35 protein-coding genes and 2 pseudogenes are annotated in these 24426 nt (G+C 55.3%); 14 read left to right on the top strand and 23 right to left on the bottom strand.

The features are described 5' to 3' along the window. Positions 1-66: 66 nt before the first annotated feature. Positions 67-981, top strand: coding sequence for a LysR family transcriptional regulator (locus JZX87_RS19785; RefSeq protein WP_183828899.1), 915 nt, complete (start codon positions 67-69; stop codon positions 979-981). Between the two features lie 423 nt (positions 982-1404). Here JZX87_RS19785 and JZX87_RS19790 read toward each other — a convergent pair whose 3' ends face one another. The 4 genes from JZX87_RS19790 to JZX87_RS19805 form a co-directional block, all read right to left on the bottom strand. Beyond that, positions 1405-1554 carry an SDR family oxidoreductase gene (locus JZX87_RS19790; protein ID WP_353654219.1) on the bottom strand — a complete coding sequence of 50 codons (150 nt, stop codon included), beginning with the start codon at positions 1552-1554 and terminating at the stop codon, positions 1405-1407. A 181-nt stretch (positions 1555-1735) separates the two neighbouring features. Further along, positions 1736-2296 (bottom strand): DUF4142 domain-containing protein, encoded by a 561-nt coding sequence (locus JZX87_RS19795; protein ID WP_206827477.1) that lies wholly within the window; start codon positions 2294-2296, stop codon positions 1736-1738. Between the two features lie 438 nt (positions 2297-2734). Next, on the bottom strand, positions 2735-2926 hold the full coding sequence (locus JZX87_RS19800; protein ID WP_183688661.1) for an XRE family transcriptional regulator: 192 nt from the start codon (positions 2924-2926) through the stop codon (positions 2735-2737). A 55-nt stretch (positions 2927-2981) separates the two neighbouring features. After that, the gene (locus tag JZX87_RS19805) at positions 2982-3161 is read right to left on the bottom strand and encodes a hypothetical protein (RefSeq protein WP_206827516.1); all 180 of its coding nucleotides are present in this window, start codon (positions 3159-3161) and stop codon (positions 2982-2984) included. A gap of 658 nt (positions 3162-3819) precedes the next feature. Here JZX87_RS19805 and JZX87_RS19810 point away from each other — a divergent pair. Continuing rightward, positions 3820-4224, top strand: coding sequence for an OsmC family protein (locus tag JZX87_RS19810; protein WP_148148825.1), 405 nt, complete (start codon positions 3820-3822; stop codon positions 4222-4224). Positions 4225-4782: 558 nt separating this feature from the next. Here the strand turns inward: JZX87_RS19810 and JZX87_RS31395 are convergent. From JZX87_RS31395 to JZX87_RS19840, 7 genes and pseudogenes are all read right to left on the bottom strand, one after another. After that, positions 4783-5099 (bottom strand): annotated as a pseudogene (locus JZX87_RS31395) (aldehyde dehydrogenase (NADP(+))); the annotation flags it as partial. A 570-nt stretch (positions 5100-5669) separates the two neighbouring features. Continuing rightward, complete coding sequence (locus JZX87_RS19815; RefSeq protein WP_206827478.1) at positions 5670-6095, bottom strand: Lrp/AsnC family transcriptional regulator; 426 nt, start codon at positions 6093-6095, stop codon at positions 5670-5672. A gap of 113 nt (positions 6096-6208) precedes the next feature. Then, positions 6209-6481: an HU family DNA-binding protein gene (locus JZX87_RS19820; RefSeq protein ID WP_206827508.1), complete on the bottom strand. Its 273-nt coding sequence runs from the start codon at positions 6479-6481 to the stop codon at positions 6209-6211. Positions 6482-6595: 114 nt separating this feature from the next. Then, positions 6596-6799 (bottom strand): annotated as a pseudogene (locus tag JZX87_RS19825) (WGR domain-containing protein); the annotation flags it as partial. 351 nt (positions 6800-7150) lie between these two features. Then, the gene (locus JZX87_RS19830) at positions 7151-7777 is read right to left on the bottom strand and encodes a LysE family translocator (protein ID WP_206827479.1); all 627 of its coding nucleotides are present in this window, start codon (positions 7775-7777) and stop codon (positions 7151-7153) included. 73 nt (positions 7778-7850) lie between these two features. Continuing rightward, on the bottom strand, positions 7851-8663 hold the full coding sequence (locus JZX87_RS19835; protein WP_206827480.1) for an anti-sigma factor family protein: 813 nt from the start codon (positions 8661-8663) through the stop codon (positions 7851-7853). Then, positions 8660-9202, bottom strand: a complete 543-nt coding sequence (locus tag JZX87_RS19840) for a sigma-70 family RNA polymerase sigma factor (protein ID WP_206827481.1) — start codon at positions 9200-9202, stop codon at positions 8660-8662. Before JZX87_RS19840 ends, JZX87_RS19835 begins: the two co-directional genes overlap by 4 nt. 284 nt (positions 9203-9486) lie before the next feature. On the opposite strand from JZX87_RS19840, the gene JZX87_RS19845 reads away from it, so the two are divergent. Continuing rightward, positions 9487-10365 (top strand): 3'-5' exonuclease, encoded by an 879-nt coding sequence (locus tag JZX87_RS19845; RefSeq protein ID WP_286194956.1) that lies wholly within the window; start codon positions 9487-9489, stop codon positions 10363-10365. 544 nt (positions 10366-10909) lie between these two features. Here the strand turns inward: JZX87_RS19845 and JZX87_RS19850 are convergent. From JZX87_RS19850 to JZX87_RS19865, 4 genes are all read right to left on the bottom strand, one after another. After that, entirely contained in the window at positions 10910-11572 is a 663-nt protein-coding gene (locus JZX87_RS19850) for a hypothetical protein (RefSeq protein WP_206827483.1), read from the bottom strand. Between the two features lie 140 nt (positions 11573-11712). Then, on the bottom strand, positions 11713-12804 hold the full coding sequence (gene dinB / locus JZX87_RS19855; protein ID WP_183688203.1) for a DNA polymerase IV: 1092 nt from the start codon (positions 12802-12804) through the stop codon (positions 11713-11715). Positions 12805-12843: 39 nt separating this feature from the next. Further along, positions 12844-13290, bottom strand: coding sequence for a hypothetical protein (locus JZX87_RS19860; RefSeq protein WP_206827484.1), 447 nt, complete (start codon positions 13288-13290; stop codon positions 12844-12846). 500 nt (positions 13291-13790) lie between these two features. Continuing rightward, positions 13791-14171 carry an SDR family NAD(P)-dependent oxidoreductase gene (locus JZX87_RS19865; protein WP_206827485.1) on the bottom strand — a complete coding sequence of 127 codons (381 nt, stop codon included), beginning with the start codon at positions 14169-14171 and terminating at the stop codon, positions 13791-13793. A 106-nt stretch (positions 14172-14277) separates the two neighbouring features. On the opposite strand from JZX87_RS19865, the gene JZX87_RS31400 reads away from it, so the two are divergent. Genes JZX87_RS31400 through JZX87_RS31415 form a run of 4 tightly spaced genes read left to right on the top strand, consistent with a single transcriptional unit; the run spans position 14278 to position 15182 of the window. Beyond that, complete coding sequence (locus JZX87_RS31400; RefSeq protein WP_286194945.1) at positions 14278-14469, top strand: LysR family transcriptional regulator; 192 nt, start codon at positions 14278-14280, stop codon at positions 14467-14469. Then, entirely contained in the window at positions 14460-14669 is a 210-nt protein-coding gene (locus JZX87_RS31405; RefSeq protein WP_286194946.1) for a LysR family transcriptional regulator, read from the top strand. Before JZX87_RS31400 ends, JZX87_RS31405 begins: the two co-directional genes overlap by 10 nt. A gap of 2 nt (positions 14670-14671) precedes the next feature. After that, positions 14672-15067 carry a type 2 periplasmic-binding domain-containing protein gene (locus tag JZX87_RS31410; RefSeq protein WP_353654220.1) on the top strand — a complete coding sequence of 132 codons (396 nt, stop codon included), beginning with the start codon at positions 14672-14674 and terminating at the stop codon, positions 15065-15067. Beyond that, a complete protein-coding gene (locus tag JZX87_RS31415; RefSeq protein WP_286194958.1) occupies positions 14994-15182 on the top strand; it encodes a LysR substrate-binding domain-containing protein in 189 nt (62 codons plus the stop codon). Before JZX87_RS31410 ends, JZX87_RS31415 begins: the two co-directional genes overlap by 74 nt. Positions 15183-15358: 176 nt before the next feature. Here the strand turns inward: JZX87_RS31415 and JZX87_RS19875 are convergent, their stop codons facing one another. The 3 genes from JZX87_RS19875 to JZX87_RS19885 form a co-directional block, all read right to left on the bottom strand. Next, on the bottom strand, positions 15359-15661 hold the full coding sequence (locus JZX87_RS19875; RefSeq protein WP_206827486.1) for a DUF982 domain-containing protein: 303 nt from the start codon (positions 15659-15661) through the stop codon (positions 15359-15361). An 80-nt stretch (positions 15662-15741) separates the two neighbouring features. Continuing rightward, positions 15742-15888 (bottom strand): DUF982 domain-containing protein, encoded by a 147-nt coding sequence (locus JZX87_RS19880; RefSeq protein WP_148148861.1) that lies wholly within the window; start codon positions 15886-15888, stop codon positions 15742-15744. Positions 15889-16361: 473 nt separating this feature from the next. Further along, positions 16362-16532, bottom strand: coding sequence for a hypothetical protein (locus tag JZX87_RS19885; protein ID WP_183688196.1), 171 nt, complete (start codon positions 16530-16532; stop codon positions 16362-16364). A gap of 1579 nt (positions 16533-18111) precedes the next feature. Here JZX87_RS19885 and JZX87_RS19890 point away from each other — a divergent pair. Further along, complete coding sequence (locus tag JZX87_RS19890) at positions 18112-18423, top strand: hypothetical protein (protein ID WP_206827487.1); 312 nt, start codon at positions 18112-18114, stop codon at positions 18421-18423. Between the two features lie 412 nt (positions 18424-18835). Further along, a complete protein-coding gene (locus JZX87_RS19895; RefSeq protein ID WP_148148705.1) occupies positions 18836-19048 on the top strand; it encodes a hypervirulence associated TUDOR domain-containing protein in 213 nt (70 codons plus the stop codon). Here JZX87_RS19895 and JZX87_RS19900 read toward each other — a convergent pair. The 4 genes from JZX87_RS19900 to JZX87_RS19915 are packed head-to-tail and all read right to left on the bottom strand — an operon-like array spanning position 19032 to position 21130. Then, entirely contained in the window at positions 19032-19583 is a 552-nt protein-coding gene (locus tag JZX87_RS19900; RefSeq protein WP_286194947.1) for a GXWXG domain-containing protein, read from the bottom strand. The genes JZX87_RS19895 and JZX87_RS19900 overlap by 17 nt on opposite strands. A 6-nt stretch (positions 19584-19589) precedes the next feature. Continuing rightward, positions 19590-20366, bottom strand: a complete 777-nt coding sequence (xth, locus tag JZX87_RS19905; protein ID WP_206827514.1) for an exodeoxyribonuclease III — start codon at positions 20364-20366, stop codon at positions 19590-19592. A gap of 16 nt (positions 20367-20382) precedes the next feature. Beyond that, on the bottom strand, positions 20383-20649 hold the full coding sequence (locus JZX87_RS19910; protein WP_206827488.1) for a hypothetical protein: 267 nt from the start codon (positions 20647-20649) through the stop codon (positions 20383-20385). A gap of 40 nt (positions 20650-20689) precedes the next feature. Then, entirely contained in the window at positions 20690-21130 is a 441-nt protein-coding gene (locus tag JZX87_RS19915) for a pyridoxamine 5'-phosphate oxidase family protein (RefSeq protein WP_206827489.1), read from the bottom strand. A gap of 198 nt (positions 21131-21328) precedes the next feature. Here JZX87_RS19915 and JZX87_RS19920 point away from each other — a divergent pair, with 198 nt between their 5' ends. The 3 genes from JZX87_RS19920 (at position 21329) to JZX87_RS19930 (ending at position 22819) form a co-directional block, all read left to right on the top strand. Then, entirely contained in the window at positions 21329-21718 is a 390-nt protein-coding gene (locus JZX87_RS19920; protein WP_206827490.1) for a response regulator, read from the top strand. 333 nt (positions 21719-22051) lie between these two features. Then, positions 22052-22546: a DUF429 domain-containing protein gene (locus JZX87_RS19925; protein WP_353654221.1), complete on the top strand. Its 495-nt coding sequence runs from the start codon at positions 22052-22054 to the stop codon at positions 22544-22546. Positions 22547-22651: 105 nt separating this feature from the next. After that, complete coding sequence (locus JZX87_RS19930; protein WP_183688182.1) at positions 22652-22819, top strand: hypothetical protein; 168 nt, start codon at positions 22652-22654, stop codon at positions 22817-22819. A gap of 41 nt (positions 22820-22860) precedes the next feature. Here the strand turns inward: JZX87_RS19930 and JZX87_RS19935 are convergent, their stop codons facing one another. After that, the gene (locus JZX87_RS19935) at positions 22861-23079 is read right to left on the bottom strand and encodes a hypothetical protein (protein WP_148148710.1); all 219 of its coding nucleotides are present in this window, start codon (positions 23077-23079) and stop codon (positions 22861-22863) included. A gap of 536 nt (positions 23080-23615) precedes the next feature. Here JZX87_RS19935 and JZX87_RS31830 point away from each other — a divergent pair. Both JZX87_RS31830 and JZX87_RS19945 read left to right on the top strand, forming a co-directional pair. Continuing rightward, the gene (locus JZX87_RS31830; protein ID WP_353654223.1) at positions 23616-23750 is read left to right on the top strand and encodes a hypothetical protein; all 135 of its coding nucleotides are present in this window, start codon (positions 23616-23618) and stop codon (positions 23748-23750) included. A gap of 299 nt (positions 23751-24049) precedes the next feature. Beyond that, a partial coding sequence (locus JZX87_RS19945; protein WP_206827491.1) for a transposase occupies positions 24050-24426 on the top strand: 377 nt, incomplete at its 3' end.

Below are 24426 nucleotides of genomic sequence, written 5' to 3' on the forward strand. Positions count from 1 at the left end.
AGGTAGGCCCCCTAGACGTTTCGGAAAACTCAGATAATTTCGGCGAAAACGTTCGAGGAATTAGAAATGTCAGACCCAGGCCAGCCGACGCTGGATCAGCTTAAAGTCTTCATTACCGTTGTAGAGACGGGGAGCTTCGCGGCAGCTTCCAGGAAGCTCAACCGCGCCACGTCTGTGATCAGCTACACGATTGCCAATCTCGAAACGCAATTGGGTGTCACGCTCTTCGACCGGCTCTCAACGAAGAAGCCGCAGCTGACACTGGAGGGGCGGACGGTCCTCGCCGAAGCTAAGAGCGTTGCCCACGGCATCGATAATCTTCGAGCCAAGGTGAAGAGTATGCTTCGCGGCGTAGAGCCGGAGGTCCACCTTGCGCTGGATGTCATGCTACCTGCCGCCCGAGTCATGGACGCCTTGAAAGCCTTTCGAAAAGAGTTTCCGAGCGTATCACTTCGTCTTTATGTCGAAGCTTTGGGTGCGGTCACGCAGATTGTTCTCAACCGTACAGCAGCGATCGGCATCAGTGGCCCGCTCGATGTCGAGATCGCGGGCCTGGAGCGCATCGGGGTAGGTTTCGTCAAACTCATACCGGTCGCTTCACCGGATCATCCGTTAGCTGGCGGATCTCACCCTCCGGGCGCGGCGCGAGGACATATCCAATTGGTCCTGACCGACAGATCGCCTCTCACTCAGGGCCACGAGTTTGCTGTTGTCGGGAACCATACCTGGCGCCTCGCGGACCTTGGCGCCAAGCATATGCTGCTCAAGGAAGGCATTGGCTGGGGCAACATGCCTGAACCAATGGTGAGAGATGATATAGAGACAGGGCGCTTGGTGCACCTTGATCTTCCTGACTGCAAGGGCGGTCCTTACCGCCTTCAGGCTGTTTACCGAACGGACACACCTCCAGGACCGGCCGCCCGCTTTCTGATCGACCATTTCCAGAGCCAAGATATTGATGATCCGATAGCGGCTGGTTAGACTTTGGGAAAAGACGCGACCGAACAGTTTTGGCGTGTCGATGCAATTACAGATTACCGCCCGCATCGCCCGGGGACGCAATGTTACCGTCAACGAGATGGCGTTTCCGCTTGACTGTTGTAGGTCAACTCGCGACCGAGAGATAAAGCGTAATACTTTTCATCGTAGCGACCCGCCGGACTGCCACAGTGCGGGCGGTGCTCAGCGCGCAGCGCAAATTCCCATTTTTTCAGGCGCTTAGCTGATATGTCTTAAGGTCGAAGGTTCGCATCCATTAGCCGGAAATTGGTCGTGCAGCGCCATCAGCTTGAACTCAGGCGTTGTCTGTCCAAAAGCGGTGCATAGTTCATCTCTCGAGAATCTGGTCGGGTTTACGACCATGGTATAGCTTAAGTGCGTCCGCCGCCCATTGTAAGGCTGCCGTCAGACCTGGGCTATGCCTTCGCCGACAGCGAGCTCTGCACCCGTCGTGAAACTGCTTTCTTCGCTTGCGGGGAAGAAGGCGGCCGCGGCCACCTCTTCAGGCCTGCCCATATGTGCGAGAGGGATCATGTTCGACACTGCATCCCGCACCCCTGCGAGCCGCTCGGATACAGTTTTTTCATAACGAGCTTACATCGCTATCGCTCAAACCTGATCTCCGCAAATGGCGTTACTGGCAGCAAGGACACCCTTGCCGGAAGAACGAGAGACCGGCGATGAGACCGGCCTCTCGAGCGTGCGGTGCCAGTACATCCGTGGTCACCGAACAAGATCAACCCAGTTTCGACCTCAGCATGTCAAGATGGTCGATATGCTCCTTGATCTGCCCGCGGGCCAGCTTCGTCACGTTAAGATGCTCCCGGTTCTGACCGACTTTCAGGTAATCCTCTTGGATCGCCAGCAACTTCTTGTGGCCGTCGAGCTGTGCGGAGATATACACCTTGTCGAATGCGGCTCCGCTTGTAGCTTTCAGCTTGTGGAGGGAAGCCTTGCCCTCCGCGTCGAGCATCGCCTGTACCTCACTGTCAGAGGGCGGCTTGAGAGCGCCTTCGGGTTTGCCGTCCATCTCCATGGATTTGAGGATATCGCCGATCGTCTCCTGCTCGGCGACCTCCCACTTCGCGAATTCCTTCACCATGGGATCTGACGCCTTTTCGGCAGCGACGCGGCTTGTGGCAAGGGACAGCGAACTGACCTTCTTCGTCTCGTCGGCGTGCTTCTTTTCGGCTTCGCCTGTGGTCTCTTCCGTCTGCGCGAAGGTAGCGGTGGAAGAAAGGAGGACGGGCAAAGCGGCCGTCGCGGCAATTGCAGTCAGCATTTTACGGCGGTTCATGAACATCTCCCGGGTTTGTGGAGATCCTCGAACATGACCGATCAGCGAAAGTTCCTTGACCGCCGGTTTCCCCGTCTCGATGCCTAAGCCGTGGGCCTTCGACCTGCCCGTACCTCAAGAGAACCATACAGCTCAACGTTTCTCACGCAACCTTGCCGATCTTGTCAGGCATCGCGCTGGCTCTCAGGCTATTCGTGCAAACCGCCCGGCTGTCTGCTCCGATCGTCCAAGGGCAGCTTTAAGTCGCCACCTAGGCTATCCAGCAATGACGACAGGCGCTCATAGGCTTGTTTGGTAGGCTCTTTAGCATCAGCACTCATTTGGGCCATATGGTCCTGAACCGCCCGATAAAGGAGGTCGCGGATTTCCCGAGATCGCTTTCGATATTCTTTCTCTCTTTGCCGTTCGACATAATCCTACTCCTGATCGCCAAACTGCTTAGCCGAGGGCATGCTCGATCCGTTCCACGTGATGCTTGGGCACCACGGCATTGTCCTCCTCAGCCGCAGCAATCTCCACAACCGTCAGCCCGGTCGCAATTGCGAGCTCTTCTAGGTTGTAACCCTTAGCGAGTCGGGCGGCACGACGGCTTGCTGCAGAACTGCTCAACGATTTCACAATCTGATGCATGTCTTGATCTCCTTGAATTTGCCAGGAAATGCAGGAGGGCCTAACGAGTTCCGTGCTACTGCGAAGCGTCGCGGCCACCCTCCAGCCTAAGCCGGCGAAGGCGCTCAGTTTTTTCCGCGCGCAAACGGCGTTCCTCTTCAGCCGCATCGGCCGCAACCTTGTTGGTGTGTTCAAAAATCGCCGTGCGTTCTTGCACGGTCAGTTTGTTCCTGAGCCGGCTTACCATGACAATCATCCTTGAGTGTTTCCTCATAGATGGGTGAAAGGGAGATTGCTCACAATAGGTCGGAGCTCGCCGTCTGCTATCGTACAGGCGCTGTTCGCGGCCTTGTCTCGTCAGTGCCCTGGAACCACATTGGGGGATCAAGGCGTCGTGTATACAGCAAAGTCAAATGATTTCACGCTGATCGATGGCCAGTTCCGCCCAAGAGCACACCAATGTCTCGCTCGGACTCTCGGAGAAGCGCGTCACCCTAGTTGGAGAGGCGCACCATCATCATTCTCAAGTCTCCGAGCTCATCGGACATTGAATACTTCGGCATACGTTCAAACATGCCCAGATAGTCCGGAACTCCCAGGGTCGAGCAAGGTTTTCACAGACGTTCATCATGTGGGAACATGTCCAAAAAGGAGTTTTATGATGTCTAATGCTACCGGAACCATCATCGATGGAGACTCTGACCTGTACAGCGTTTGCTTTGAACATTGCCTGAATGAACAAGGTTGGCGGAGGATTGCTGAGAGTAACCAGCAAATATGCCCGGTTTCAAGCTACTGAAATTCAATATGACAGGAAGCTCGCGACAGCAGCATCAGTCAATCATGATCCGGCTTGACATGGTCCGCTTACGCCAGGAGCCTGCGATGAACCCCATACGGACGGAGTGAAGGAAATGGCTCAGTCGATTGTGGAGTTGCGTAATGTGGTGGGTACGGAAGCAGCAGTCGGCTGGGCTGGTGGCCATACCATCGTGGTCGATAGGCCGGAAGGCAAGGCCGGTGGATTGGGCCTCGGCTTCAACGGCGGGCAACTGCTCGCTCTGGCAGTAGGAGGTTGCTATTGCAATGACCTCCGATATGTGGCGCATGATCTAGGTGTCGAGATCGGAGAAATAGCAGTGACGGTCCACCTGGAACTGGACGGTGCGCCTCTTGTCGCCACCAACGCCGTCCTCTCCGTAAGATGCACGACACTGGATGGCTCCGATCCTAAGACCCTGATTGATCATGCATGGTCGATCTGCACGGTAGCAAATTCTCTCCATCGTGGCGTCCCGACCACGCTCAAGGTCGCCTGATAGCTCGCTGGCTCGAGGGCGCTGACCCTCGCCCGGCGTCGATGCACGGCTGCCAATAGTGCGGAGGTGACGGTACCTCTACGGAGAGGCTAACCGAGCTCGCAAACGGCGTCATTCGTGAAGGCGCTGGCATTTTTGCGAATTCAGTCCTTTCTTATGAGCTCACGCCCAATGCGCTTGGGGGCTTCGCTGCGTAGAACGATCGCCGAGGCAAAATATGACTGAGCTCATCCATCTTAAATGAAGTTCCGCAGATCGAGGTGTACCAAGTCGAAAGTGATGAGGAGCCTGGTGGTGTCGGGGAGGCAGGGATCGCGGCGGCGGCGGGCGCGCTGGGCAATGCGATCTTCTCTACTACGAGACGACGGCTTCGCTCGCTTCCTGTGATCGAGCATCTGACGTAAACGCTTAGCGCGCCTTCTGCGACAAGATTGCCGCACCAAGGAACAGCGCTCTTGAACGCTTTGGCTAGTCCAGCAGCGTCGGCGATGCTCCCTGTACTCTACGGCATCCTCTCGCGCGGATTGCCGTAGAGCACTCGACCTCAGCGGCTACCTGCGCAGGGGGCATTATGTCGGTTGGGAAGTTCTGGTACGAAACAGCGGTAAGAACCGATAAATGGCCAGCGTGGCAACTGACGTAGACCGGCCGTCAGACGTTGCTGGGAAAGGGCCGCCGTGCACCATCGCCGGGGAGACCTCGATGCCAGTGCCGAAGCCATTTACGAGAATGCGCCCGGCCAGCATTTCAAGACGTGGCAATAGGCGGCGCACCTCAACTTGGTTGTCGCCATCCAGTTGAAGTGCAATGTTAAGCTGCTCTTCTAACGCATCAAGAATTGCATCTAACTCGCTGAAATCTTTGCAACGGACTACTTGCGGGGATTACCCAGCGCTCAGTACAAGAAGAAATCGGGCATCGAGCCCGCTTTCTTCTTCCGGTCGCGATACGGAGAGGTGGGGTCTGCTCAGAATGACGAATGGCGCCGTGAGGAAGTACCGGCTTCAAGAACTTCGCGGCCCCCTCCAATTTTCAGGAGCCACCCTGAAGGAGGCCGCCAGAAAATCGGTTCCTCCGCTTGCCGCCTGCGGCGGTCGCTGAAGCGATTCTTGACCCCGCCATTTCCTCACGCCCCGCGGCGTCATCTTTCTCAAACGTCAAGGAGATGACGATGCTGCTGGAACAACTCATCGAAGAACTGCGCGCCGAGTTGCGAACGCGGTCTACAAAGATGAACGCGAATGGATTCTCAAAGAGCTTGCCAACGCTGAGCGCCAGCTTGCTGAGAAAGAGGCTACACGCGATGCCATGGTTTCCGCAGAGCCGCCCCTCTAGGCCGGCTCCCGCTTTGCCTCAACGCGGGTCATTGCAGCTATCTAAGAATACCGTACCCTGCCGCAAAACCCGGGGAAATAAGTGTCGTTTTAATCGGGACTATTGCGAATTCAACCCTTCTTTATGAGCTCACGCCCGATACGCTTGGGGGCTTCGCTGCGTAGAACGATCGCCGTGGTAACCGAACCATAGCGGGCAACGGCATCGACGATGCTTTCCAGCTCGGCTGGTGAGGGCACGATCACTTTGAGATGGAAACAGTCTTCTCCAGTCAGTCTGAGAACCTCAATGACCTGCGGCATCTGCGAAAACTGCTTCAGGCACGTTTTGATGTATTCATGCGTTGTGTGCAGGCGGATGATCGCCATCATTCCAAGCCCTATGGAGGCCGGATCGATGACAGCCCTGTAGCCGGTGATGATACCCCTTTCCTCAAGCCGCCTCAGACGTTCTGACGTTGCCGGCTGAGAGAGACCGACCCTTCTTCCAAGTTCGGAGACGCTGATACGTCCGTCGTCCTGCAGGATTTCGATCATGTTCGTCGCAAACGTTAGGATTTGCGACTTAAGTCGAAATCGTGATCAGCTATAAGCGTGGCGGCAGAAGCCGCCAATATTGGGCTTAGGGGCACTCGTTTCCTAGCGTCGGCTCACTTGTTGAGCGTGTCCTTCAGCGCCTTTGCAGGCTGGAAGGCAAGTTTCCGCGCAGCCGAAACCTTGATGGTCGCTCCCGTTCCCGGATTGCGGGCCTCGCGCTCCGGCGTGTCCTTGATTTTAAACTTGCTGAACCCTGGTATCGAGGTTTCCGCGCCCAAAGTAGCAGCCGCCGTAATGGACGCGAAGACGGTCTCGACAATCGTCTTCGCCTGCGCTTTGGTCCTGTTCGGAAGCGATCTTGCCGGCGTTTCATTGGTCGTGGTCATGATGGTTTCCTTGTTAATGACGGGAAACCCTTTGAGCCGACCCGGCGATTGTGATGTGCCGATGCTCTGCGAAGCGATGCCCCTGACGGTGTTTCCACGCCTTCTCACCGCGCGATAACCTCGTTTGCTCTTCTGAAGCACCAGTTCGAGAAAACGGGATATAGCTTCCTTCTCCGTGCCAAACATTTCTGTCATCTCTTCACCTGCCTTACCGATCCGTCCGCATGTCCGTACCAACGCGGTTTCTCCGAACAGGGTTTGCTGGATCGCAATACGGCGCGGTGCGGTAGCAGTATGTGGCTCTGGTGCTTTCGTGATCGCCTTCGAGGACCGTCAAAATCCTCGCCCGATAGCTGCCGTCCACCATCGGAGCGTCGACAATCGGCATTCGCGCGAAGCTCACGCCGACGATATACGATCGTGCTTGTTCCCTTCCGAAGAGTAGACGTTCAAGGCTCGACAGTCAGATGACCGATAAGCTTTGAGTGCCGTCTCTCTATTCATCCAACAGGTCAATAAGCCCCACGACGCTCGGTCATCTAATTCGGATATGGAAGGCCGCGCGGAGAAGAGGCGCGGCCTTCCACACACAGCGCCTGGGGCAAAGCAAATCCCCCAGACGCTGTCTGCCGCCCCCCTGGAGGTGAGGAACTGGCGAACAGATCATCGTCACGTAATAATTTGCGAGAGCCCCTCAAGGCTTTTTGCAAGCATGGAGAGCCCCAGTATGATAAGCAGAATGCCAGCTCCACGGTTTGCCAATGAAAGTACCTCGTTGTTTAGTCGCTGTCTCAACATCGACACCGCAAGCGCGAGCAATGACCACCACGCTAGTGAGCCGACAAACACCCCGATCGGCAAAAGCCCACCTGGAACTGCGATCTGGCTGGCAAACGCGGTGAGGCTGGCTGCACATAGTACGGGAGTTACCGGATTGAGAAATCCAAAGCAGATCGCGCCACAATAGGTGCGTCCGAAGCTGGACGGCGTCCTACCCTGCGCGACGAAAACGAGGTCCCGGCGCCAGAGCCGAGAGGCAAAATACAAAAGGAGCAATCCTGCCCCAAAGCTTAGGAGGCTGTCGGCTCCAGGCTGGCTCATCAGTGCCAGGCCTCCCAGCAGTGCAATGCTGCTATATGCGAAATGTACCGTCGCGACACCGACCCCCGCCGCGATCCCGGTACGTATCCCCTCACAAAGTGTCCGTTCGACACACATCATACTTGTAGGCCCAAACGGTATTGCGATTGAAAGCCCAGCACCCGCACCTGCTATAAGGCATGCCATCCCACTCATGGTTTCCCCCAACCTTGCACGGTGGAGTAAACCGGAGCTTGCGGGACTTTATTCGCACCGGTCAGAAATTTTCTTAAGACTTGCCAGCAAGCCGCTTTCGATAGAGTTCGGCGAAGGTTGTCAATTCACCGGGATTGAGATCTGAGGCGGCCCAATAGGTCAGGTCGCCTTCTGTCCAGTTTACGACATTGGTTCCGTTGAAAACGTCCTGGGCGGACATTGCCCGTCTGGTGGAATCTGTGACCGTCACGCTGATCGTGTGCTGCCGGCGCCTGTAAACCATGACCGGAACCGGTGTGCGGCCGATAATATCAATGCGCCCACCGACAAGTGGAAAGCCCTCGACAGAAAAATCCGGTGCGGTCGGCGCAATGGTTGTCTTTCCATTGAACCAAGGTTTGACGACATGGCCTTCCGATGAGGCGATGTCGAAGGGTTGGGGAGCGATCAATCCCCTCAGGTGTGCGGCGAGAATTTCGTTCTCGATTGTGGATCTAGCCATTGTGTCGCCTGTGACGCGAGCCAAATAATTTCCACCGAGACCACCTCCAACAAGCCCAATCAGCAGCGAGGCTGCGATCGCCCAGCGTGCGTTGGGTGTGTCTACCTGCTTCAATCCCGGCTCTTCGGCAGAATTTTCCTGCGCATTACCAACAGTCAGTTCCGGAGACAAGGAAGCTAGGATTGTGCCGCGCAGCCGCTCTGGCGCGGGTTCCCCTGGAAGGACATCGACAAGTGCCGATGATAGGCCAGAAAGTTTGCGTGCGATCTCGGCAAGCTCCGGTTCCCGCTCCAGCCGTTGCTGCATTGAAAGCGTCTCGCCGGGCGACAGTTCGCCGTCATGGAAGGCATTGAGCAGCAGGAGCGTCTCGTTGTCGATCGTCATTGCTCCGTCTCCTTCATACGCGACAGAAGCGACTGCCTTGCCTTGGCAAGACGCGACATGACCGTGCCGATAGGTATGTCGCTGATGACGGCAATCTCCCGATAACTTAGTCCATGAAACTCACGCAAGACCAGCGTCTCTCTGAGATGGAGAGGCAAAGTTTCTACGGCTTTTTGTAATTCCGCCGATCGCTGCTTGGCAAGAAGCAGGTCTTCTGGGGTTGGAACGGCGCTGTTCATCAAACCGCCAGTTTCGATTTCCTGCAGGGCGACTGGTGAAAGATCCTCAAGGAATACGAGCTTTCCCGGACGGTGACGTTGCAGCCAGGAATAGGCAACGTTACGAACAATTTTCAGAAACCAGGCCCTCGCGTTACCTTCGGCGAAGCCCTCAATCGCTCGGTACGCCCTGATGCAGGCCTCTTGCATCACATCTTCCGCATCGGTCGCACTGCCTGTCAGCCATCGTGCGAGGCGATAACCCTCGTCAATTCTCGGCAATACGATCTGGGCAAAACGCGCCTTGGCCAAGGTCGTCATCGGTTTGCGGAATCAATGAAAGAACGCATTGCATTGGCCTTTCGGTCAAATAGCGGCACCTGACAAACGGAAATGGCGCTGAAATTTTCACTGGAGTCAATGCGAATGTGGCGGCGTGGTTCTTCGGTCTTGATGACTGTAGCGCGTCCGCATGATAGCAGTTCGCGCATCAGGCATTAGGAAGATTAGGTTTGCCTACCCAGTTTGATATGTTTTCCGACGATCTTCGTGGTGAAACCGAAGCTTCACTGCGCCAGCGAGGCAAACTGCCGGCTGGCCGACAGATGACGGAGGCCGACATGGTCGCGCATCTTTCAGCCTCCGGACGCTATCGCATTTTGGAAAAGCTCGTGCCGCGCGTGACGACGGACAATATCCGGCCTGGTTTTCCTCTCAAAGGTATCATTCTCGACACCGAGACAACAGGCCTCAGTTACCGAAGCGAGGAAATCATAGAGATCGGTCTGATCGCCTTTACCTTCGACGAGCGGGGAGGAATAGGTGACGTGACTGGCGTGTATGGCGGCTTGCAGCAACCCGCGAAACCAATCCCTACCGAAATCACTAGGCTGACCGGTATTACGGACGAGATGGTTTCAGGTCAGATGATCGACATGCGGGCTGTGCGCGCGCTGGTCGCGCCGGCCGATCTCATCATCGCTCACAATGCCGGTTTCGACCGGCCGTTCTGTGAGGCTTTTTCGTCGGCATTTTCCGACAAGGCTTGGGCATGTTCGAACTCGGAGATCGACTGGTCGGCGCGGGGCTTCGAGGGCACCAAGCTTGGTTATCTGATTGGCCAGGCTGGTTATTTCCACGACGGCCACAGGGCAGTCGACGATTGTTTCGCCCTGCTTGAAGTCCTTGATCGGAGGATCGATGCCAATGCTGGCAGTCCATTCGCGGAGCTATATCTTAACAGTCAGAAATCCCGTGTCCGCATCTTTGCCGAAAACAGCCCATTCGATCTCAAGGATCACCTCAAAGCTCGCGGTTATCGGTGGTCGGACGGTAGCGAAGGAAGACCGAAATCCTGGTGGATTGAGGTGGATCACACCGATCTTGACGGCGAGCTCCACTACCTGAGGACCGAAATCTACCGCTATCCGGAAGCGGATCCGCCGATCAGGTTCCTGACAGCCTTTGACCGTTTTCGTGCGTGACGGCTCGAAATTAGGCAGCCGACTTTAGAGATATGCGTTGTTCTCATGGCTGGACTGCAGTAAGGTGACTAACCCGTCGTTTTGGATGCTGTATAAGTAATCCCAACGAAGCGACTTACCTCCTCCCCCAGGGCTTCGTGTTTCAGGTAACCCGCTCCCTTCTTCGAGGTTGCCAGAGTGAACAGCGGCACTCCTCCTCCCAGTCGCTGTTCGATTATTTTCGAAAAGCCTGCCGCTCCTCCTCCCGCGGCGGGCTTTTTCGTATTCGTTTACGTCCTGTCACCTGGATTGTCGCGCCGTTCTTTTTATTGATCCGCCATCCATCCTGACGCGGCGGTATTGCCCGGTGCTTCATGAAACACCCACCCCCTACGAGCTTTTTCAGCGCGATGAGATTGGGGCCTGGATTTGGACCCGGTGCCTGCCTTCTGAAAAGATCGAGCGCCTATCATGCCGGCGTTAGGGACAAAGTCGGGGGACTTAGGACGCAATTGCTTTTTCGTCACATCGCTGTTTTGCCAAAATTGGTGACGCCGAGTGGCGTCTACCTTCGTGTGAGAGTGCCAGACACGGTCATCCCAGATGCCGACGCTGCGTAATTGATTGAATTACTGGAGTTTTTGGTTATGATAACCGATGCAGTCTTGCCATCGGCTGGCTGGGCATAATCGAACGTAACGCGATTGCCAGAGGCGTGTCCGTTTCTAATCTGATAGTCCCCTGTTCCATTGTGAGCATGAGAGCCGCCGCTGACCGCACTACCGTTAACGTTCAATGTCAATGTCATCCCGGCTTTCATGAAGAACATGCCGACTTGCCCTTCCCAAGTGCCGTTGAAGAAGTGCGACCCTGCCTCTTCACTTGAGCTAGTGCCGTCCCCTTCATCGTATGAGGTGCACTTTCTGACTTTTATGTCGCTTTTCTTTATAGGGGATGTGCCCGACAAGCTCTCATTCTCGACGCCGCTGCTGCGGATGATGGAAGTGTAGGGCGTGGAATTGACGTAAAATTCAACTTTCGAGCAGGCGCCGGCTGAACTGGTGACTTTGAGCTCGGCACTATAGCTTGGCTTCGACCCACCTGATTTCAGAATTTCTATTCGGCCGACGCAGCCACCGGTCGGCTTTTCAAACTTGCATTGAGCTTGCGCATTCATGGCCGTCATTAAGACGAAAGTGATGCCCAAGCCCGCGGTGATCGTCTTCATCTTCTTCTCTTTCGGTACTGCGAGCCGGCTGTCCGGCTATGTCGAATTAGGGATGCATTCTGATCTCTAGTCGTTCATCCCCCATTCGGGTGATGTCGAGGGTCTCGCAGCTGTTCATCCAACGCTAGTTAGGTATTCCTCTACATGCTGAAATCCAGTTCCGGCTGATCCTCACTGTCGCCATCGTCTTGGGCGCCCGTGAGCGATGAAAGGGTCACCCCGAGTAATCGCACCGATCGCCTGAACGGATAGACCGTCTTGAGCAGCTCCGAAGCTGCATCGAGAAGATCTTGGCCGGTTGAAAAGGGCAGGGCACCGGTTCGGCTTCTGGTGGCCTGGTTAAAATCCGAGTATTTTATCTTCACCGTTACCGTTTTGCCGGAGATGCGTTTGGCCTCGCAATAGGTCCAGACTTTGTCTGCAAGCGGCTTCAATTCGCCGGTCGCACGGTCGATATCGTCGATATCTCGACTGAACGTGTCCTCGGCGCCGACCGACTTGCGCATCCGATCCGGCTGTACCCGGCGATCATCGATGCCACGAGCGATGCCATAGAAATAGGGGCCCGACTTGCCAAACTGCTGAGTGAGGAACTGCAACGACTGAGCCTTCAAGTCCGCGCCAGTTTCGATGCCAAGCTTATGCATTTTTTGTGCTGTAGCCGGTCCGACGCCGTGGAATTTCTTGACGGCAAGCCCCTCGACAAAGGCGGGACCATTCTTGGGCGTGATGACAGCCTGGCCGTTTGGCTTGTTGAGGTCAGACGCCATCTTGGCCAGAAACTTGTTGTAGGAAATGCCGGCGGACGCGTTGAGCCCGGTCACTGCTTTGATCTTGGCTCGTATCTCCAGCGCGATCTCGGTTGCAATCGGCATCTGTTTCAGATTTTCGGTCACGTCGAGATAGGCTTCGTCAAGCGACAGCGGCTCGATTAGCGGGGTGTATTCGGCGAAAATTTCCCGGATCTGCTGCGAGACAGCACGATAAACCTCGAAGCGAGGCTTTACGAAAATCAGCTCAGGGCATTTGCGTGCGGCGGTAACCGAGGGCATTGCCGAGTAAACACCGAATTTCCGTGCTTCGTAACTGGCAGCCGCAACGACGCCCCGTGCGGCAGCACCGCCCACCGCCAGCGGCTTACCGCGAAGGTCCGGGTCGTCTCGCTGTTCCACCGACGCATAGAAGGCGTCCATGTCGACGTGAATAATCTTCCGGATGGCGGGGGAGGTCATAGGGTCCACCGATCCCTCAGCAGCTGGTGAGCACTGGCATCACGCTCGACGCTCCTGGTGATCGTCATGCTCGTCTTCTTCGATCGGTCGGCATTCGCCGCCCGGTCCCCAGACGGTGTCCCAGTAATCGGCCTCGGCGTCCGCAAGCTCCTGATCAAACTTCGGATAAGGACGGGTTTCATCGGGCAGTTCCACCCAGGCGGTATCGTAGGCAAGCGATGTCCCGACCTGCAATTGAACTGCTTTAGATTCCGGCCGGTCACATGTCTCATAAAGGTACTTACCGAATTTCAGGAGCAGATCAGCGGCGCCCGGCGAAAAGTAGTAGACCAGCGGCTCCTCTCGGCTCCGGTAGAATGCGGCGACATCCCAGTCGAAGCTTTCCAGATGCGGCAGAAACAGCTCCAGATAGTGATGCTGGACAGCCAGATGGAAATCACGTTCCGACATCGACGATTTTACAGGGTCGAGTTTGAGCCATCTCATGTCCGTATCCTCCCAATATCGAAGAGAACAAAGTAAGAACAATTGCCGAAAGAGTCAAATAATTGGAAGGCCTCCTCAGGACAGTTTCGGTCACTATAGCATTGGTTGCTCGAGGGGCTCACCGTCTTTCGCAGCGATCGACGAAGCACAGGCTCGCGCGACGGGATGATCTGGGAGTGCGCCCGCAGTCGCGGGGTAAGCGTTTTTGCCTCATCCCAGGGGCTTTTCGTCAAGACCTCGACGTCCTCTTGGGTCAGGAGAAGCATCGGCATGGGTTTCTCGTGGATTGGTTGGCGGGATGAAGCGCTTGCCATTGAACTCAGGCAGCTGAACCGGTCACGGCTTCGGCGATGTTTTACTGATAGAAGGTAACCGCTGTTCTGATCCCACGTTGTCCTCGCCGCCCTGATCTGTGATCGCCTATCCAGGGACGATCAACGAGAGTTTCTCCATTGAGAGTACATGGGTGGTTCTCACGACCAGGAATCCTGGCGTGAGGTTCACCGGCACTGGCCGGACGAGTTAAAGGCGCGGATCGTTTCGGAAGCCTTCGGCCCGGCGCGATGGTTGGCCGCTTTCGGATCCTCTGATGATGTTGACGAAGCCAGCGTATCCACGCTGCCGAACCGCTCCTTTGCCAGAGCAATGGTTCGCACGGCGGTCTCCTCCATCGAAACATCGCCCTCCAGCGTGGCGATCTCGCTTCCAGCCAGATCATGCACCGAGGGGTTCTTGTCGGTAGCGACGACACTTACGCCGCGCTGCCGCAGTAGCTTTACGGTCTCGCGCCCGATACCACGGGCTGCGCCGGTTACGATGGCGACCTTGCCACAAAGGCTCCAGCTCTGTGGAATTTCGTTTCGTTCGGATGTGTTCGGCATGTCAGGCTCCTTATGGAAGGCAATCGTACCGGACCTCAACAAACTTCAGAATATCATCCAAACTAACAAAACTTGTTAACCCAGCCACATAATGGTAACCAGAGGCATGACCGCTCATCTTGCCAGCCACGAATTGCACCAACTGCGGGCCTTCCTGGTGGTCGCGAAACATTTGAGTTTCAGCAGGGCCGCGGAAGTGCTTGGCATTACGCCATCGTCTCTGAGCCAGACAGTCCGCAATTTCGAGGAAACAGTGGGCTCCCAGTTTTGCACAGGACTACGCGCAGCGTGTCCCTGACCGAAGCGGGCACCATCCTTTTCGAACGCGCCAGTCCTGCCGCGCTCGAACTGAAAGCGGCGGTCGAGCAGGCCCGCAGGGCGAGCCTATCAATCTCAGGCACCGTTCGCGTTCACGCAATCCGTTCAGCCTCCCGCAAATACATCGAGCCTATCCTGGCGCGTTCAGCGAGCGTTACCCGGATGTCGTTGTCGATCTGACGGTGGACGACACGGCGACTGACCTGGTGGCGGGAGGCTACGATGTGGCTTTGCGCGTCGGGGAAGTGATCGAAAGGAACATGATCGCTGTCCGAATCGGGCCCGAGCTAAGGCAGGTGGCCGTAGCTACACCGGAATATGTTGAGACCCACGGGCAACCGGAGCATCGCCGCGATCTTCTCCAACACCGATGCATACGCTGGCGCTGGCCAGGTCGTTCAACACCCTATGCCTGGGAGTTCTTCGAAAACGGCACATGGTTCGACGTCGTTGTCGATGGCCCCTCTTATCGTAGACAGCAGGGAAGCCGCGCTCGGCGCGGTTTTGAACAGCATCGGTATCGGTTTCGTCATCGAGGACACGGTCACCGAACTGTTTCACCAGAAGCAGCTTGTTAAGCTGCTCGATGAATGGAGTCCGCCTTTTCCTGGACTCTACGTTTGTTATCCCGATCAGCGACATATGCGAGCCGCTCTACGCGCCTTTATCGATACCGTCCGATCTGAAGCTTGACGTCGGCACGACGTTTAGGGCCGAATCCTACCTTTCAGTGGTGGTTATTATGCCGAGCTTACCAGGCGGCTTCACCGGAAATCTCGGGCTTGGCATAGTATCCGGCTCGGGATAAGTCAGGGATTTGCATATCGACACTATGAAGGTGAAAAGCCGGAATTTTCAGTGATCCGATTTCACCGGTTCATCGGTACGCGGCTCGTCTCAGTTTCAAGGCCATTGGTAAGCTGGCCGGCTTCCAATTCGACCGAAATGCCTGCCTCTACGGCAGCCTGAACAAATGCTTGTCGTACTATTTCAGTTCCCAATTGACCTTGCAGGCAGTCGAAGCAAGCCTTTACTGCTTCATAAAATCGATCCCCTTCATCGCCTGGCCAATCGGTAAGCAGCTCCTCGGCCGCTTCTTCGACGGAACTGATGATGATGTCATCAATTCCCGTCTTGAGTTTCAACCTGACGGGTGGGAAGTCGTGCGGCATGTTTTGTTTCAAGACGCAATCTTTCTGTTCATCTTGCCTTACGATCAAGGAGCAATAACCATACCAGTCGGGAATGTGGCTCAGAACGCGTCACCCGCATAGAACCGGTCGCTATCATTGTCGGGCCAATTACCGAGAAGTTCATCAGCAGCATCCTCAACGCAGTTGATGACGACATCGTTCGTGCCGGGATCGACGATCAGCCTGATTGGCTGAAAGTAATGCAACTCGTCTTTTTCCAAGACATTCCCTCGATGCAGATAGCGTTAGAAAAACTCCATTTACGAGAGAGTGGCCCTCACCGCTGCGTTCCGATGTCTTCGCCCAATGGACCGGACAGAAGTCCTAAACCAGGCCCCTCAAATCCAAGCGTTTGGTAAATACTCACACACCATGTGGGGCTTGGATCTTGGCAAAGCGGTATGTACCAAGCGTATTACAAACAGGGCAATCTAATGCAGCAACATTGCAATGCCGAGGCTAGACGCCGCATCGAAAACGCCCCAAATATCGGAGGTACCCGGAGGCGATCATCCTCATACTCCCATCGCCCCGAGCCCAAGGGTGAGTTCGACGGGGCTGAAAACCAGTTCAAGTCGTTTGGATCAGGAAGATCCAAAATCCGGCACTCGCGATCATCGTATGCTAAGCACGATTACTACTAGACTGAGCCCATACCTGAATTCGGAGGGATGTCTTTTCACGTGCCGGTGCTGATGCCGTAAACTGCAATCCCGATCCACACGAAAGCTGCGATAGCTGCTAAAATCGCCAGGAGCGTCAAAGCAGAGCGTCCGAAAACCGCTTTCTGCTGCTGCTTTGCTACTGGTTCTGTGTGGTTTTGTAGGCTTGGCTCATCTTGTGGTCGCATAAAGGCCTCCTGAGATAACGGTAACAAGAGACAAAGCTATTAGTTCCTTGTTCTCGCTTCGCATCGAGATGAGCGGGGAAACATTGTTACTCTCCGGAAGTGCGCTTGCGGTAGGGCGCGCTAGCGGAAACAACCAAAATGATGAAAGCTCTCACGGCAGTAGCGCTATCGATTGGCCTTACAACATCGGCCAATGGCGCAGAGTTCGAGTGGTGGCAATAATAGCGGTAACGGCGGAAAAAGCAGCGGAACCAGCAGCGACAGCAACTCATCCGGCAGCAACAATTCGGGCGGCAGCAACACCGATGGCAATCGAGGGGCTGATCGGTGTGGCTCGAACACGAACTGCGGTGCTCTGGGCGGCACTCAGGTCGCTGCGCAGTCTGAACAGAACAACAACACAAGTACCAACCCCGGCGCCGGACAGGCGGGCACGCCCTGCTGAGACCGGGCCGGCAACGCTCAATACGTCCAAACGGAGCCTTTGTCGGGTCGTCAATGTCCATAAATTATGAGGAGCGGAGGAGGCGGCAGGTAACCGTCGCCATTCCTCTATCAGCGGCAGACGCAGGTTGTTTACATCATTTGGATGGCTGCATCGCATTCGGTTGATGCAGCAACATGTCAATTGGCTAGATAAAGGTCGTTGAGAAGAGACTAGCCTCCCTTGTATCTCGACCACCGATATAGTCGCCATATTTTCAGATAACAGATTACGGAACTGGGCACACAAATAGCCACTCGTGTGGTTCCGAGGGGCAAGCAAAGACTGCAATTCAACAGCGCGCTAATAACGCCTCCTGATCATGAAGCCACGCAAAGTTGCAATAATCTATAAAAGGTACCGTACGAACACGACGCTATCAGACACATGACATGACACCCTGACATCACGGGAATCATGCAAGCGTCTCGCTCGTCGGGTTCTGCTACGCGATCCATCAAAAGGAAGGGGACCAGGGTTACGCGCGTATCGCGATCGGCGTTTGCAGCGCCGTTCAGGCAGATGCCCGCCCAGCTGCTGATACTGGCTTTCGTGGGAACAGACGTACTGGTAGATTGTCTCATGTCTCATGTCTCAGCCGGGCGGCTGCGCCACTGACAGGCCGCAGCCGACCAGAAATCTGTTCCGGCGACCAGCCGTCATTGAGGCAGTCGACAACGACAGCACATTGACTGAATCACGCAACAGCTTGCGACATCCGGGCCGCCGGTCAGATGCCATTCCATGCGCCGTGACGTGCCAGTATCCTTCCGCGATCGGAACCTCGCAGTCGTGCCGGAAATTCTGTCGCAGCTTCCGGCAGATCGTCGACCGGTCGCGAGGAAGGGTACGGTGATCTCAGCCTGACTAATATTCTTCTCATGCATCCGCGAAATGATGCGGCGTTCGTCCAAACTCAACTGCACAAGAGGGGGCGGGCCATTCCATCCTCCTGAGACCATGGCTATATTTCACTTCGTTGCATTTGAAAATGGTATCTGCCCGGCTCTCAATCTTGGGGTCGTGATCAATGATGTCCATCCACCGGAACATAGTTCGAAGTTTACGCTTTTGCTTCCGATACAGGAGGTACCGATGTCTGATAGCAGCAGTAAGACCATCATCGCCACTTTCGAAACGCGTGAAGCAGCGGATCTTGCTGTCGAGCATTTAGTTCAGCAAGTTGGTGTGGATCGAGCGGACATTTTCGTCCAGCCCGTTGGACAGGATAATTCTTCTGGCTCCGACATCAGCGGCGGAGATGCTCCAGCAGTGAACGAAGACGGGCGCGGCGACGCTCAACTTAGCGGCGAGATAGAAGTGTCCGCTGACATATCCGCGAACAAAACTGCCGCACTTCACCGCGCGTTCGGCGATCTTGGGGCTTTACGCGTCACCGCCAAGTGAGGAAGGCTCTACGATTGACTGATTACTCCGCGCTAGTTGCGACCAGGCGCTTCCCTTCGTCGGTAAGGACAAGATAGGGCGAGCCGTTGACAGCGATCTCGCGGATGTAGGCGTTTCTCTCAAGACCAGCAACGGTGGAGGCGGCAATACGCTTGTCGCCGACCAACCAACGCTGCTCAAACGTCGCTGATGGCGGTACCGGTTGATCGCCGACAAGGTATCGATGGAAGTTCTGGAAAGCTGCTTAATCCCCGACGTCGTCATGACGGCTCACTAAGTAGTTCTCTCTATGTTCAGATGATGATTTCCAGTTGAGCTTTCAAGACCGCGAACATCGGCCGCCTAATTTGTTGGCTTCGGAACAGGAAGAAAGCATCTGAGTTTAGTCGGCACAACAAAACGGAGCGACGTGATGACTGAAGATCTGAAAAAGGGCGACCATGTCTCCTGGAAAACCAGTCAGGGTGAGACCAAAGGTAAAGTCGTCAAAAAGCAAACTACCCCGACGAAAATCAAGGGTCATGAGGTAAAGGCTTCGAAAACGGATCCTCAGATGATCGTGGAAAGCTCGAAGACCGGCGCGAAGGCAGCCCACAAGCCGAGCGCTCTCAAGAAGACGTCATAGGCGAGCTAAAGCCCTCAACTTTCGCTAGTTCAAAAAAGTAGTGGCGCGGATCGCCTTCGATAATCATTTTGCCGATCATCTGCCCGTGTTTCGACCGGCGGAACACATCTACAATCGGCTGCCGATCATAGACCATTGCGGCGGTTATAAGTTCGTCGTCCATACGCGATTGGAGAAAGGCTGTGGTCCCCCGGGCACGGAGATGGGGCGTAATATGTGGGAACAAACTACGCGCAAACGCTTTTCGCCCGATACTCGCGAAACCGAAAGTCCACCGTATCGGAAAGTATGCAGGGTCTATAGCGATGAGCTTGCGGGGCGCTTTTTCGAAGAGAAGGGCGTCGGCCCGCAGATTCTGGTGGAAGCATTTTCCAAACCACCCAAGGTTTTCGAGAACACCGTCCAGTGGATGCCCGGATGGGCAGCCCGATCCTCTCCAAAGGCCAATCATTTCGGCCGTGTCGACCGGCTCAAGCGTTCTGAACCAGTCCAAAGCTTTTTCATTGGTTATCGAAAGCTCGAAGGTGCCCATCATTGAACCCTACCTTTGCGGCACGTCTAGCTCGATCATCACGGGCGCATGGTCACTTGTATGCGGCCAGCTCCTTGGTCTCCTGCGCACTGAAGCTGATCTCAACCAAGGCTCAACGGCCGGTGATAACAAAAAATGGTCGATGCGGAGCCCTGCGTCGCGCTTGAAGCTATTCCGCCAGTATTTCCAGAACGTGTAAATCCGCTCCTCAGGATGTAAGTGTCGGACCGCATCGGTCCAGCCCTCCTTGATCAGGTCGGCATAAGCCTTTCGGACCTCCGGGCGGAAGAGAGCGTCATCGGCCCAGCGCTCCGGCTTATACACGTCGAGAGTAGTCGGCATGACGTTGAAGTCCCCGACAAGAAGGGCAGGGACGTCAAGTTCCAAGATATCAGCAGCATATCTTTGAAGCCGCTCAAACCAGCGCAGCTTGTAATCGAACTTCGGCCCAGGGGCCGGATTGCCGTTCGGAAGGTAGAGACATCCTATCAACATGCCGTCAATGGCAGCCTCTATATACCGACTTTGCTGGTCGTCCAGCTCGCCAGGAAGGCCGCGCCGGGTTATGAGTGGCTCCGCTCCTCTGGCCAAAATAGCGACGCCATTCCAGGATTTCTGACCGTGCCAGGCAGCACCGTAACCGGCACGGCCAATTTCCTTTTCTGGGAACGACATGGATTTCAGTTCCTGCAGGCACACGACGTCCGGCTTGTCCTCTTTCAACCAGCGAAGCAAGATTTCCAGACGGCCATTGATGCCGTTGACGTTGTAGGTCGCGATCTTCAGATTGGCGTCCACGAGATCAGTGTGTGATTTTCGGTGGTGTCTCTTGTTTATCGAGATCACCTTTACTCAAAGCGTCGTTTTGGTTTACCGTTGGCTTGCCGCCTCGTGTCTCAAACCCAGTAAGCTCGATCATTATTCGCTTGGCCTGTTCGACCACGTCTTCTTGGTTCGACAATTTGTGCTCGCGGACCTTTACGGAGACGGCCTCGCCGTCATCTCCAAGAAAATCTACAATCCAATTACCAGCGCCTTCATGCTGGACTCGCGTGTGCTTTAGGTTCATCGCCTTTATCCTAACGTGACTAAAGGGCCTAGTATGACGGTTACTTCGGGAGCGATATGCGACCGTTTTCCTCGCCGTCCCAGTATTCGATTTCGATTGCTGAGACTTTGATGAGCAAGATGCCGGGAGTGTCGATCCCTTCCGGGAACCATCTGTCGAGGTCGCTCACCCAATGAGCCTCGAACTGGGACTTGTCGTTTATCAGTATGGCGTTGCCGTCGACCGCTATGAAAATGCCGGGCTTGCCTAGCAAGCCGGGCGGTCCTGTGAAAGTCAGCCCGACGTGAGAGCTGTGCTCGATGTGGCGAATCTTTTGTGTGTCTGCATAAGAGAAAAAATACGAGTCGCCGTCGTATTCGACATCACCATTATTGCTCATCGGACGGCTGCTGAGTGAGTCTCCATTGGGAAAGGTGTTCAACATGCAGAAGTCGATCTTCTGCAATTGCTTCGAAAGCTCTTTCAAGGTTTTCGTTGACATGACTTCCTCCCGGGTTCGTTCAAAAACCCGCCTCCGTGTCAATCGTTCCGCTAGCTATGCAATTCGCCGGTTCGCTCGTAGGCTCTCGCATTTCCTATTCATTCGGGTTTTATTAAATATGTTCGCAAATACTCTTTGGTTGGGGCTGATCGAAACGGGCGTGGACGAGTTGGATGATCGACAACGATGGAGCCTGCCATGTCCTCGCGTACCGTGCTTGTAGCAGAAGACGATATCCTTATCCGGTTGATGTTGGTAGATGCCCTAACTGACGATGGCTATCTTGTCGTTCAAGCAGGCACGGTCTTGGAGGCTATAGCAGCCATTGGCCGGAACCCGACTTTCGATGCGCTGATAACCGATGTCGATATGCCCGGTTCTCGAACGGGGCTCGATCTGGCCGCCATGGTTTCGAGCGTGGCGCCTCGAACGGTAATCATCGTTGCCTCTGGTCGTGATGTCAGTGATGCCGTTGATCCGAGATGGAGTTTGATGCCCAAGCCTTACAGTCTTGATCGGATACTGGCGCTCCTTGAAAGTCACCTTGGCGGCCAGGCTCAGGACGGGGTTGTCGCTCAGGCGATCTAGCGGCGCTGCGTTGCATTGGACGAATATCTCATCGAGCGCAGCTAAATGACAACAGTTCTTGGTATCGATGCCGCATGGACCTTCCATGAGCCTAGCGGCGTAGCTCTGGTTATTAACGATGCCGAGGGGTGGCGACTTCTCAAGCTTGCTTCCTCATACCAGGCATTCCTGTGAGAAAATTCCGCAACGACTGTCAGTTATCGCGGTTCAGTTCCTGACCCCCACGCGCTTCTGGCAAAATCTTTCGCGATAGCTCAGCAGCCGGTCACTATCGTCGCGATTGATATGCCTCTGTCGACGGCGCCAATCATCGGGCGCAGGACATCCGATAATATGGTTTCATCGGTATATGGTTCACGGCACGCTGGCACGCACACGCCGAGCGCGCTGCGTCCTGGCAAATTGAGCGACGACCTGACGGCTGGGTTCGATCGGGAGGGGTACCCGTTGCTTACATCAGAAGGAAGGTTGCCAGGCCTCATCGAGGTGTATCCCCATCCAGCCCTGATCGAATTGTCAGCCGCCACACGCAGGCTTCCCTACAAACACTCGAAATCTCGCAAATACTGGCCCGATGACGCTCCGATGGCCCGCCGTCTGAAGCTGTTCGAAACTTGGGAGCGTATTATCATGCTTCTGGAGACCAGAGTGAAAGGCGTGGCCGCAGCCTTGCCGTTACCAGACCTCAGCTCCAGAGCGTACGAATTGAAGGCGTTTGAGGATGCTTTGGACGCGGTTGTGTGCGCCTGGGTAGGTACATGCGTTGTAGGAGGGACGGCGACAGCTTACGGCGATGACAGATCGGCAATCTGGATACCAAGTGTCTGACCGCTTAAGACTATCAGGTGTCAGATTTGAATCTTTAATATCGGTCAAGCATTTGAAAATGGACCTATCGCGCTACGTCAGTTGGAACGGTAATCGGAGCCTTAAATGAAGCAAGCTGACAAAATTGCGAAAAGAGACGAAACGGATCGGGTGGCCTATGAGATCCTCGATAAAGAAGCAGAGGCGCGAGAATTGAAGACGGAGCGGCTTCGATTGCTGAGATTGTCCAGGGATGCAGACCAGCGCCCAGCCGATGGCGAAGATAAATGCTGAACGGAAAAAGGCTCGGAAAAATCCGAGCCTCGCTTCGATGATCAATGGCTGCTTTTGTGGCTCTGCTTGCCAGCATTCACATGCTGTTCGTGAGACCCGCCTTGTTTGCCCATGGATGCTGACGATTTCTTATTCGAGGTTCCTGCATCGGCTTCCGCTGCAGCCTTGGAAGCAGGAGTTCCTTTGGCGGAACTAGAGCCCTTATGGCTCTGCTGACCTGCCTTGACGTGCTGCTCGTGCGAGCCACCTTGATTTGCCATGATGTTCACTCCCTATTTGTTTTGTTCGAGGCACACGCCTCGAAAGATCGAACCGGCATCGCCTGAAAGCGTTCCCGACTTTTCGCTCGCAAGTGTGGAAACTCATCCCGGCATTGTGGCTCCGCGCTACACCAGCGCGGCTTGGTCTAGCGGAACAGCCATTGATCAATGGAGTTATAGCCCCATGGACGCGTGAGTGATTGCTTAAGGGGAGCCGCTCATGCGCTACAAGGCGAAGCTTGGGGACGTCAGTTTGTTTGGGAACGAAAAAGCAGGACACGCCAATGCCCGTGATCACCGTGGCTATTTCGTAGCGCATCGAGACATTAAAGTGGGATGGAAGATCGAATTCGCACTGTCCAGATAGGAAATTGGCTGCGCCATGACGGCTGAGATCGAAAAAATCTCTATCCCACTCCGCTCTCCAGCCTCACCGATGCTGTGGCCCCGGATTAGCCGTTTGCCCAGATACATTCGGTTCGGGGCAACTCGAAGTCAGAGTCAGTGACGGTGGCAGACCGATCCCTCTGACCGACATCGACAAACTCTTCATGCCATTCCGGCGCGGTGGTGCGTCAACTGGTAACGGTATGGAAGGGCTAGGCCTGGACACTTCATCGCTTCCGAGATCGCCAAGGGGCCGGGGGCAATATATCCGTGAGTTCGGATGACACCGCGTTTACGTTCAGAATGCCGATTTGAGGGGGCACTCGGCAAACGCGCAAGGTGACCACGCATTCCTTGTTGGCCACCACCGAACAACATCAACAAGAACCCCTAAAGTTCCCCTCATTCGATTCCCAGGGATCGTAATTTACATCCCAGTCTTTTCCAGCTTTTTTACCAGGTGGATCGCGGTGGACGTAGCGTCGATCGTGTCCCGGGAGATGGTGTAGCTGAATAAGGGTGGTCATCGGGATTTTCCGGTAGGGTTGGGTTGTTCAAGCACAACCTGATGGAAAGACCACCGATGACCAAAGACATGATGGACCTTCGCTCACTCGTTGAGAAGAGCGCCGACGCGGATTTGCTGCGGGAGATGATTGGGTTTGCGGCCGAAAAGCTGATGGAGTTGGAGGTCGGCTCAAAGACTGGCGCGGCCTATGGCGAGAAGAACGACTTTCGACTTGCTCAACGAAATGGCTATCGAGATCGCGACTGGGAGACGCGCGCCGGAACTGTCGAACTTCGTATTCCCAAGCTGCGGACCGGCAGCTATTTCCCGAGCTTTCTGGAGCCGCGCCGCATGGCCGAGAAAGCTTTGACCGCGGTGATCCAGGAAGCTTATATCCAAGGCGTTTCGACCCGCTCGGTAGACGACCTGGTCAAGGCAATGGGGATGAGCGG

Source organism: Agrobacterium sp. Ap1 (assembly GCF_017313375.1).
Taxonomy (GTDB): domain Bacteria; phylum Pseudomonadota; class Alphaproteobacteria; order Rhizobiales; family Rhizobiaceae; genus Neorhizobium; species Neorhizobium cellulosilyticum.

What these genes read in the sequence shown, in the direction of transcription:
- JZX87_RS19785 (WP_183828899.1), top strand. Translation starts at nt 67, where the DNA reads ATGTCAGACCCAGGCCAGCCGACGCTGGATCAGCTTAAAGTCTTCATT.
- JZX87_RS19795 (WP_206827477.1), bottom strand. Translation starts at nt 2,296, where the DNA reads ATGAACCGCCGTAAAATGCTGACTGCAATTGCCGCGACGGCCGCTTTG.
- JZX87_RS19800 (WP_183688661.1), bottom strand. Translation starts at nt 2,926, where the DNA reads ATGCATCAGATTGTGAAATCGTTGAGCAGTTCTGCAGCAAGCCGTCGT.
- JZX87_RS19805 (WP_206827516.1), bottom strand. Translation starts at nt 3,161, where the DNA reads ATGATTGTCATGGTAAGCCGGCTCAGGAACAAACTGACCGTGCAAGAA.
- JZX87_RS19810 (WP_148148825.1), top strand. Translation starts at nt 3,820, where the DNA reads ATGGCTCAGTCGATTGTGGAGTTGCGTAATGTGGTGGGTACGGAAGCA.
- JZX87_RS19815 (WP_206827478.1), bottom strand. Translation starts at nt 6,095, where the DNA reads ATGATCGAAATCCTGCAGGACGACGGACGTATCAGCGTCTCCGAACTT.
- JZX87_RS19820 (WP_206827508.1), bottom strand. Translation starts at nt 6,481, where the DNA reads ATGACCACGACCAATGAAACGCCGGCAAGATCGCTTCCGAACAGGACC.
- JZX87_RS19830 (WP_206827479.1), bottom strand. Translation starts at nt 7,777, where the DNA reads ATGAGTGGGATGGCATGCCTTATAGCAGGTGCGGGTGCTGGGCTTTCA.
- JZX87_RS19835 (WP_206827480.1), bottom strand. Translation starts at nt 8,663, where the DNA reads ATGACGATCGACAACGAGACGCTCCTGCTGCTCAATGCCTTCCATGAC.
- JZX87_RS19840 (WP_206827481.1), bottom strand. Translation starts at nt 9,202, where the DNA reads ATGACGACCTTGGCCAAGGCGCGTTTTGCCCAGATCGTATTGCCGAGA.
- JZX87_RS19845 (WP_286194956.1), top strand. Translation starts at nt 9,487, where the DNA reads ATGACGGAGGCCGACATGGTCGCGCATCTTTCAGCCTCCGGACGCTAT.
- JZX87_RS19850 (WP_206827483.1), bottom strand. Translation starts at nt 11,572, where the DNA reads ATGAAGACGATCACCGCGGGCTTGGGCATCACTTTCGTCTTAATGACG.
- dinB (WP_183688203.1), bottom strand. Translation starts at nt 12,804, where the DNA reads ATGACCTCCCCCGCCATCCGGAAGATTATTCACGTCGACATGGACGCC.
- JZX87_RS19860 (WP_206827484.1), bottom strand. Translation starts at nt 13,290, where the DNA reads ATGAGATGGCTCAAACTCGACCCTGTAAAATCGTCGATGTCGGAACGT.
- JZX87_RS19865 (WP_206827485.1), bottom strand. Translation starts at nt 14,171, where the DNA reads ATGCCGAACACATCCGAACGAAACGAAATTCCACAGAGCTGGAGCCTT.
- JZX87_RS31400 (WP_286194945.1), top strand. Translation starts at nt 14,278, where the DNA reads ATGACCGCTCATCTTGCCAGCCACGAATTGCACCAACTGCGGGCCTTC.
- JZX87_RS19875 (WP_206827486.1), bottom strand. Translation starts at nt 15,661, where the DNA reads ATGCCGCACGACTTCCCACCCGTCAGGTTGAAACTCAAGACGGGAATT.
- JZX87_RS19885 (WP_183688196.1), bottom strand. Translation starts at nt 16,532, where the DNA reads ATGCGACCACAAGATGAGCCAAGCCTACAAAACCACACAGAACCAGTA.
- JZX87_RS19890 (WP_206827487.1), top strand. Translation starts at nt 18,112, where the DNA reads ATGTCTGATAGCAGCAGTAAGACCATCATCGCCACTTTCGAAACGCGT.
- JZX87_RS19895 (WP_148148705.1), top strand. Translation starts at nt 18,836, where the DNA reads ATGACTGAAGATCTGAAAAAGGGCGACCATGTCTCCTGGAAAACCAGT.
- JZX87_RS19900 (WP_286194947.1), bottom strand. Translation starts at nt 19,583, where the DNA reads ATGATGGGCACCTTCGAGCTTTCGATAACCAATGAAAAAGCTTTGGAC.
- JZX87_RS19910 (WP_206827488.1), bottom strand. Translation starts at nt 20,649, where the DNA reads ATGAACCTAAAGCACACGCGAGTCCAGCATGAAGGCGCTGGTAATTGG.
- JZX87_RS19915 (WP_206827489.1), bottom strand. Translation starts at nt 21,130, where the DNA reads ATGTCAACGAAAACCTTGAAAGAGCTTTCGAAGCAATTGCAGAAGATC.
- JZX87_RS19920 (WP_206827490.1), top strand. Translation starts at nt 21,329, where the DNA reads ATGTCCTCGCGTACCGTGCTTGTAGCAGAAGACGATATCCTTATCCGG.
- JZX87_RS19925 (WP_353654221.1), top strand. Translation starts at nt 22,052, where the DNA reads ATGGTTTCATCGGTATATGGTTCACGGCACGCTGGCACGCACACGCCG.
- JZX87_RS19930 (WP_183688182.1), top strand. Translation starts at nt 22,652, where the DNA reads ATGAAGCAAGCTGACAAAATTGCGAAAAGAGACGAAACGGATCGGGTG.
- JZX87_RS19935 (WP_148148710.1), bottom strand. Translation starts at nt 23,079, where the DNA reads ATGGCAAATCAAGGTGGCTCGCACGAGCAGCACGTCAAGGCAGGTCAG.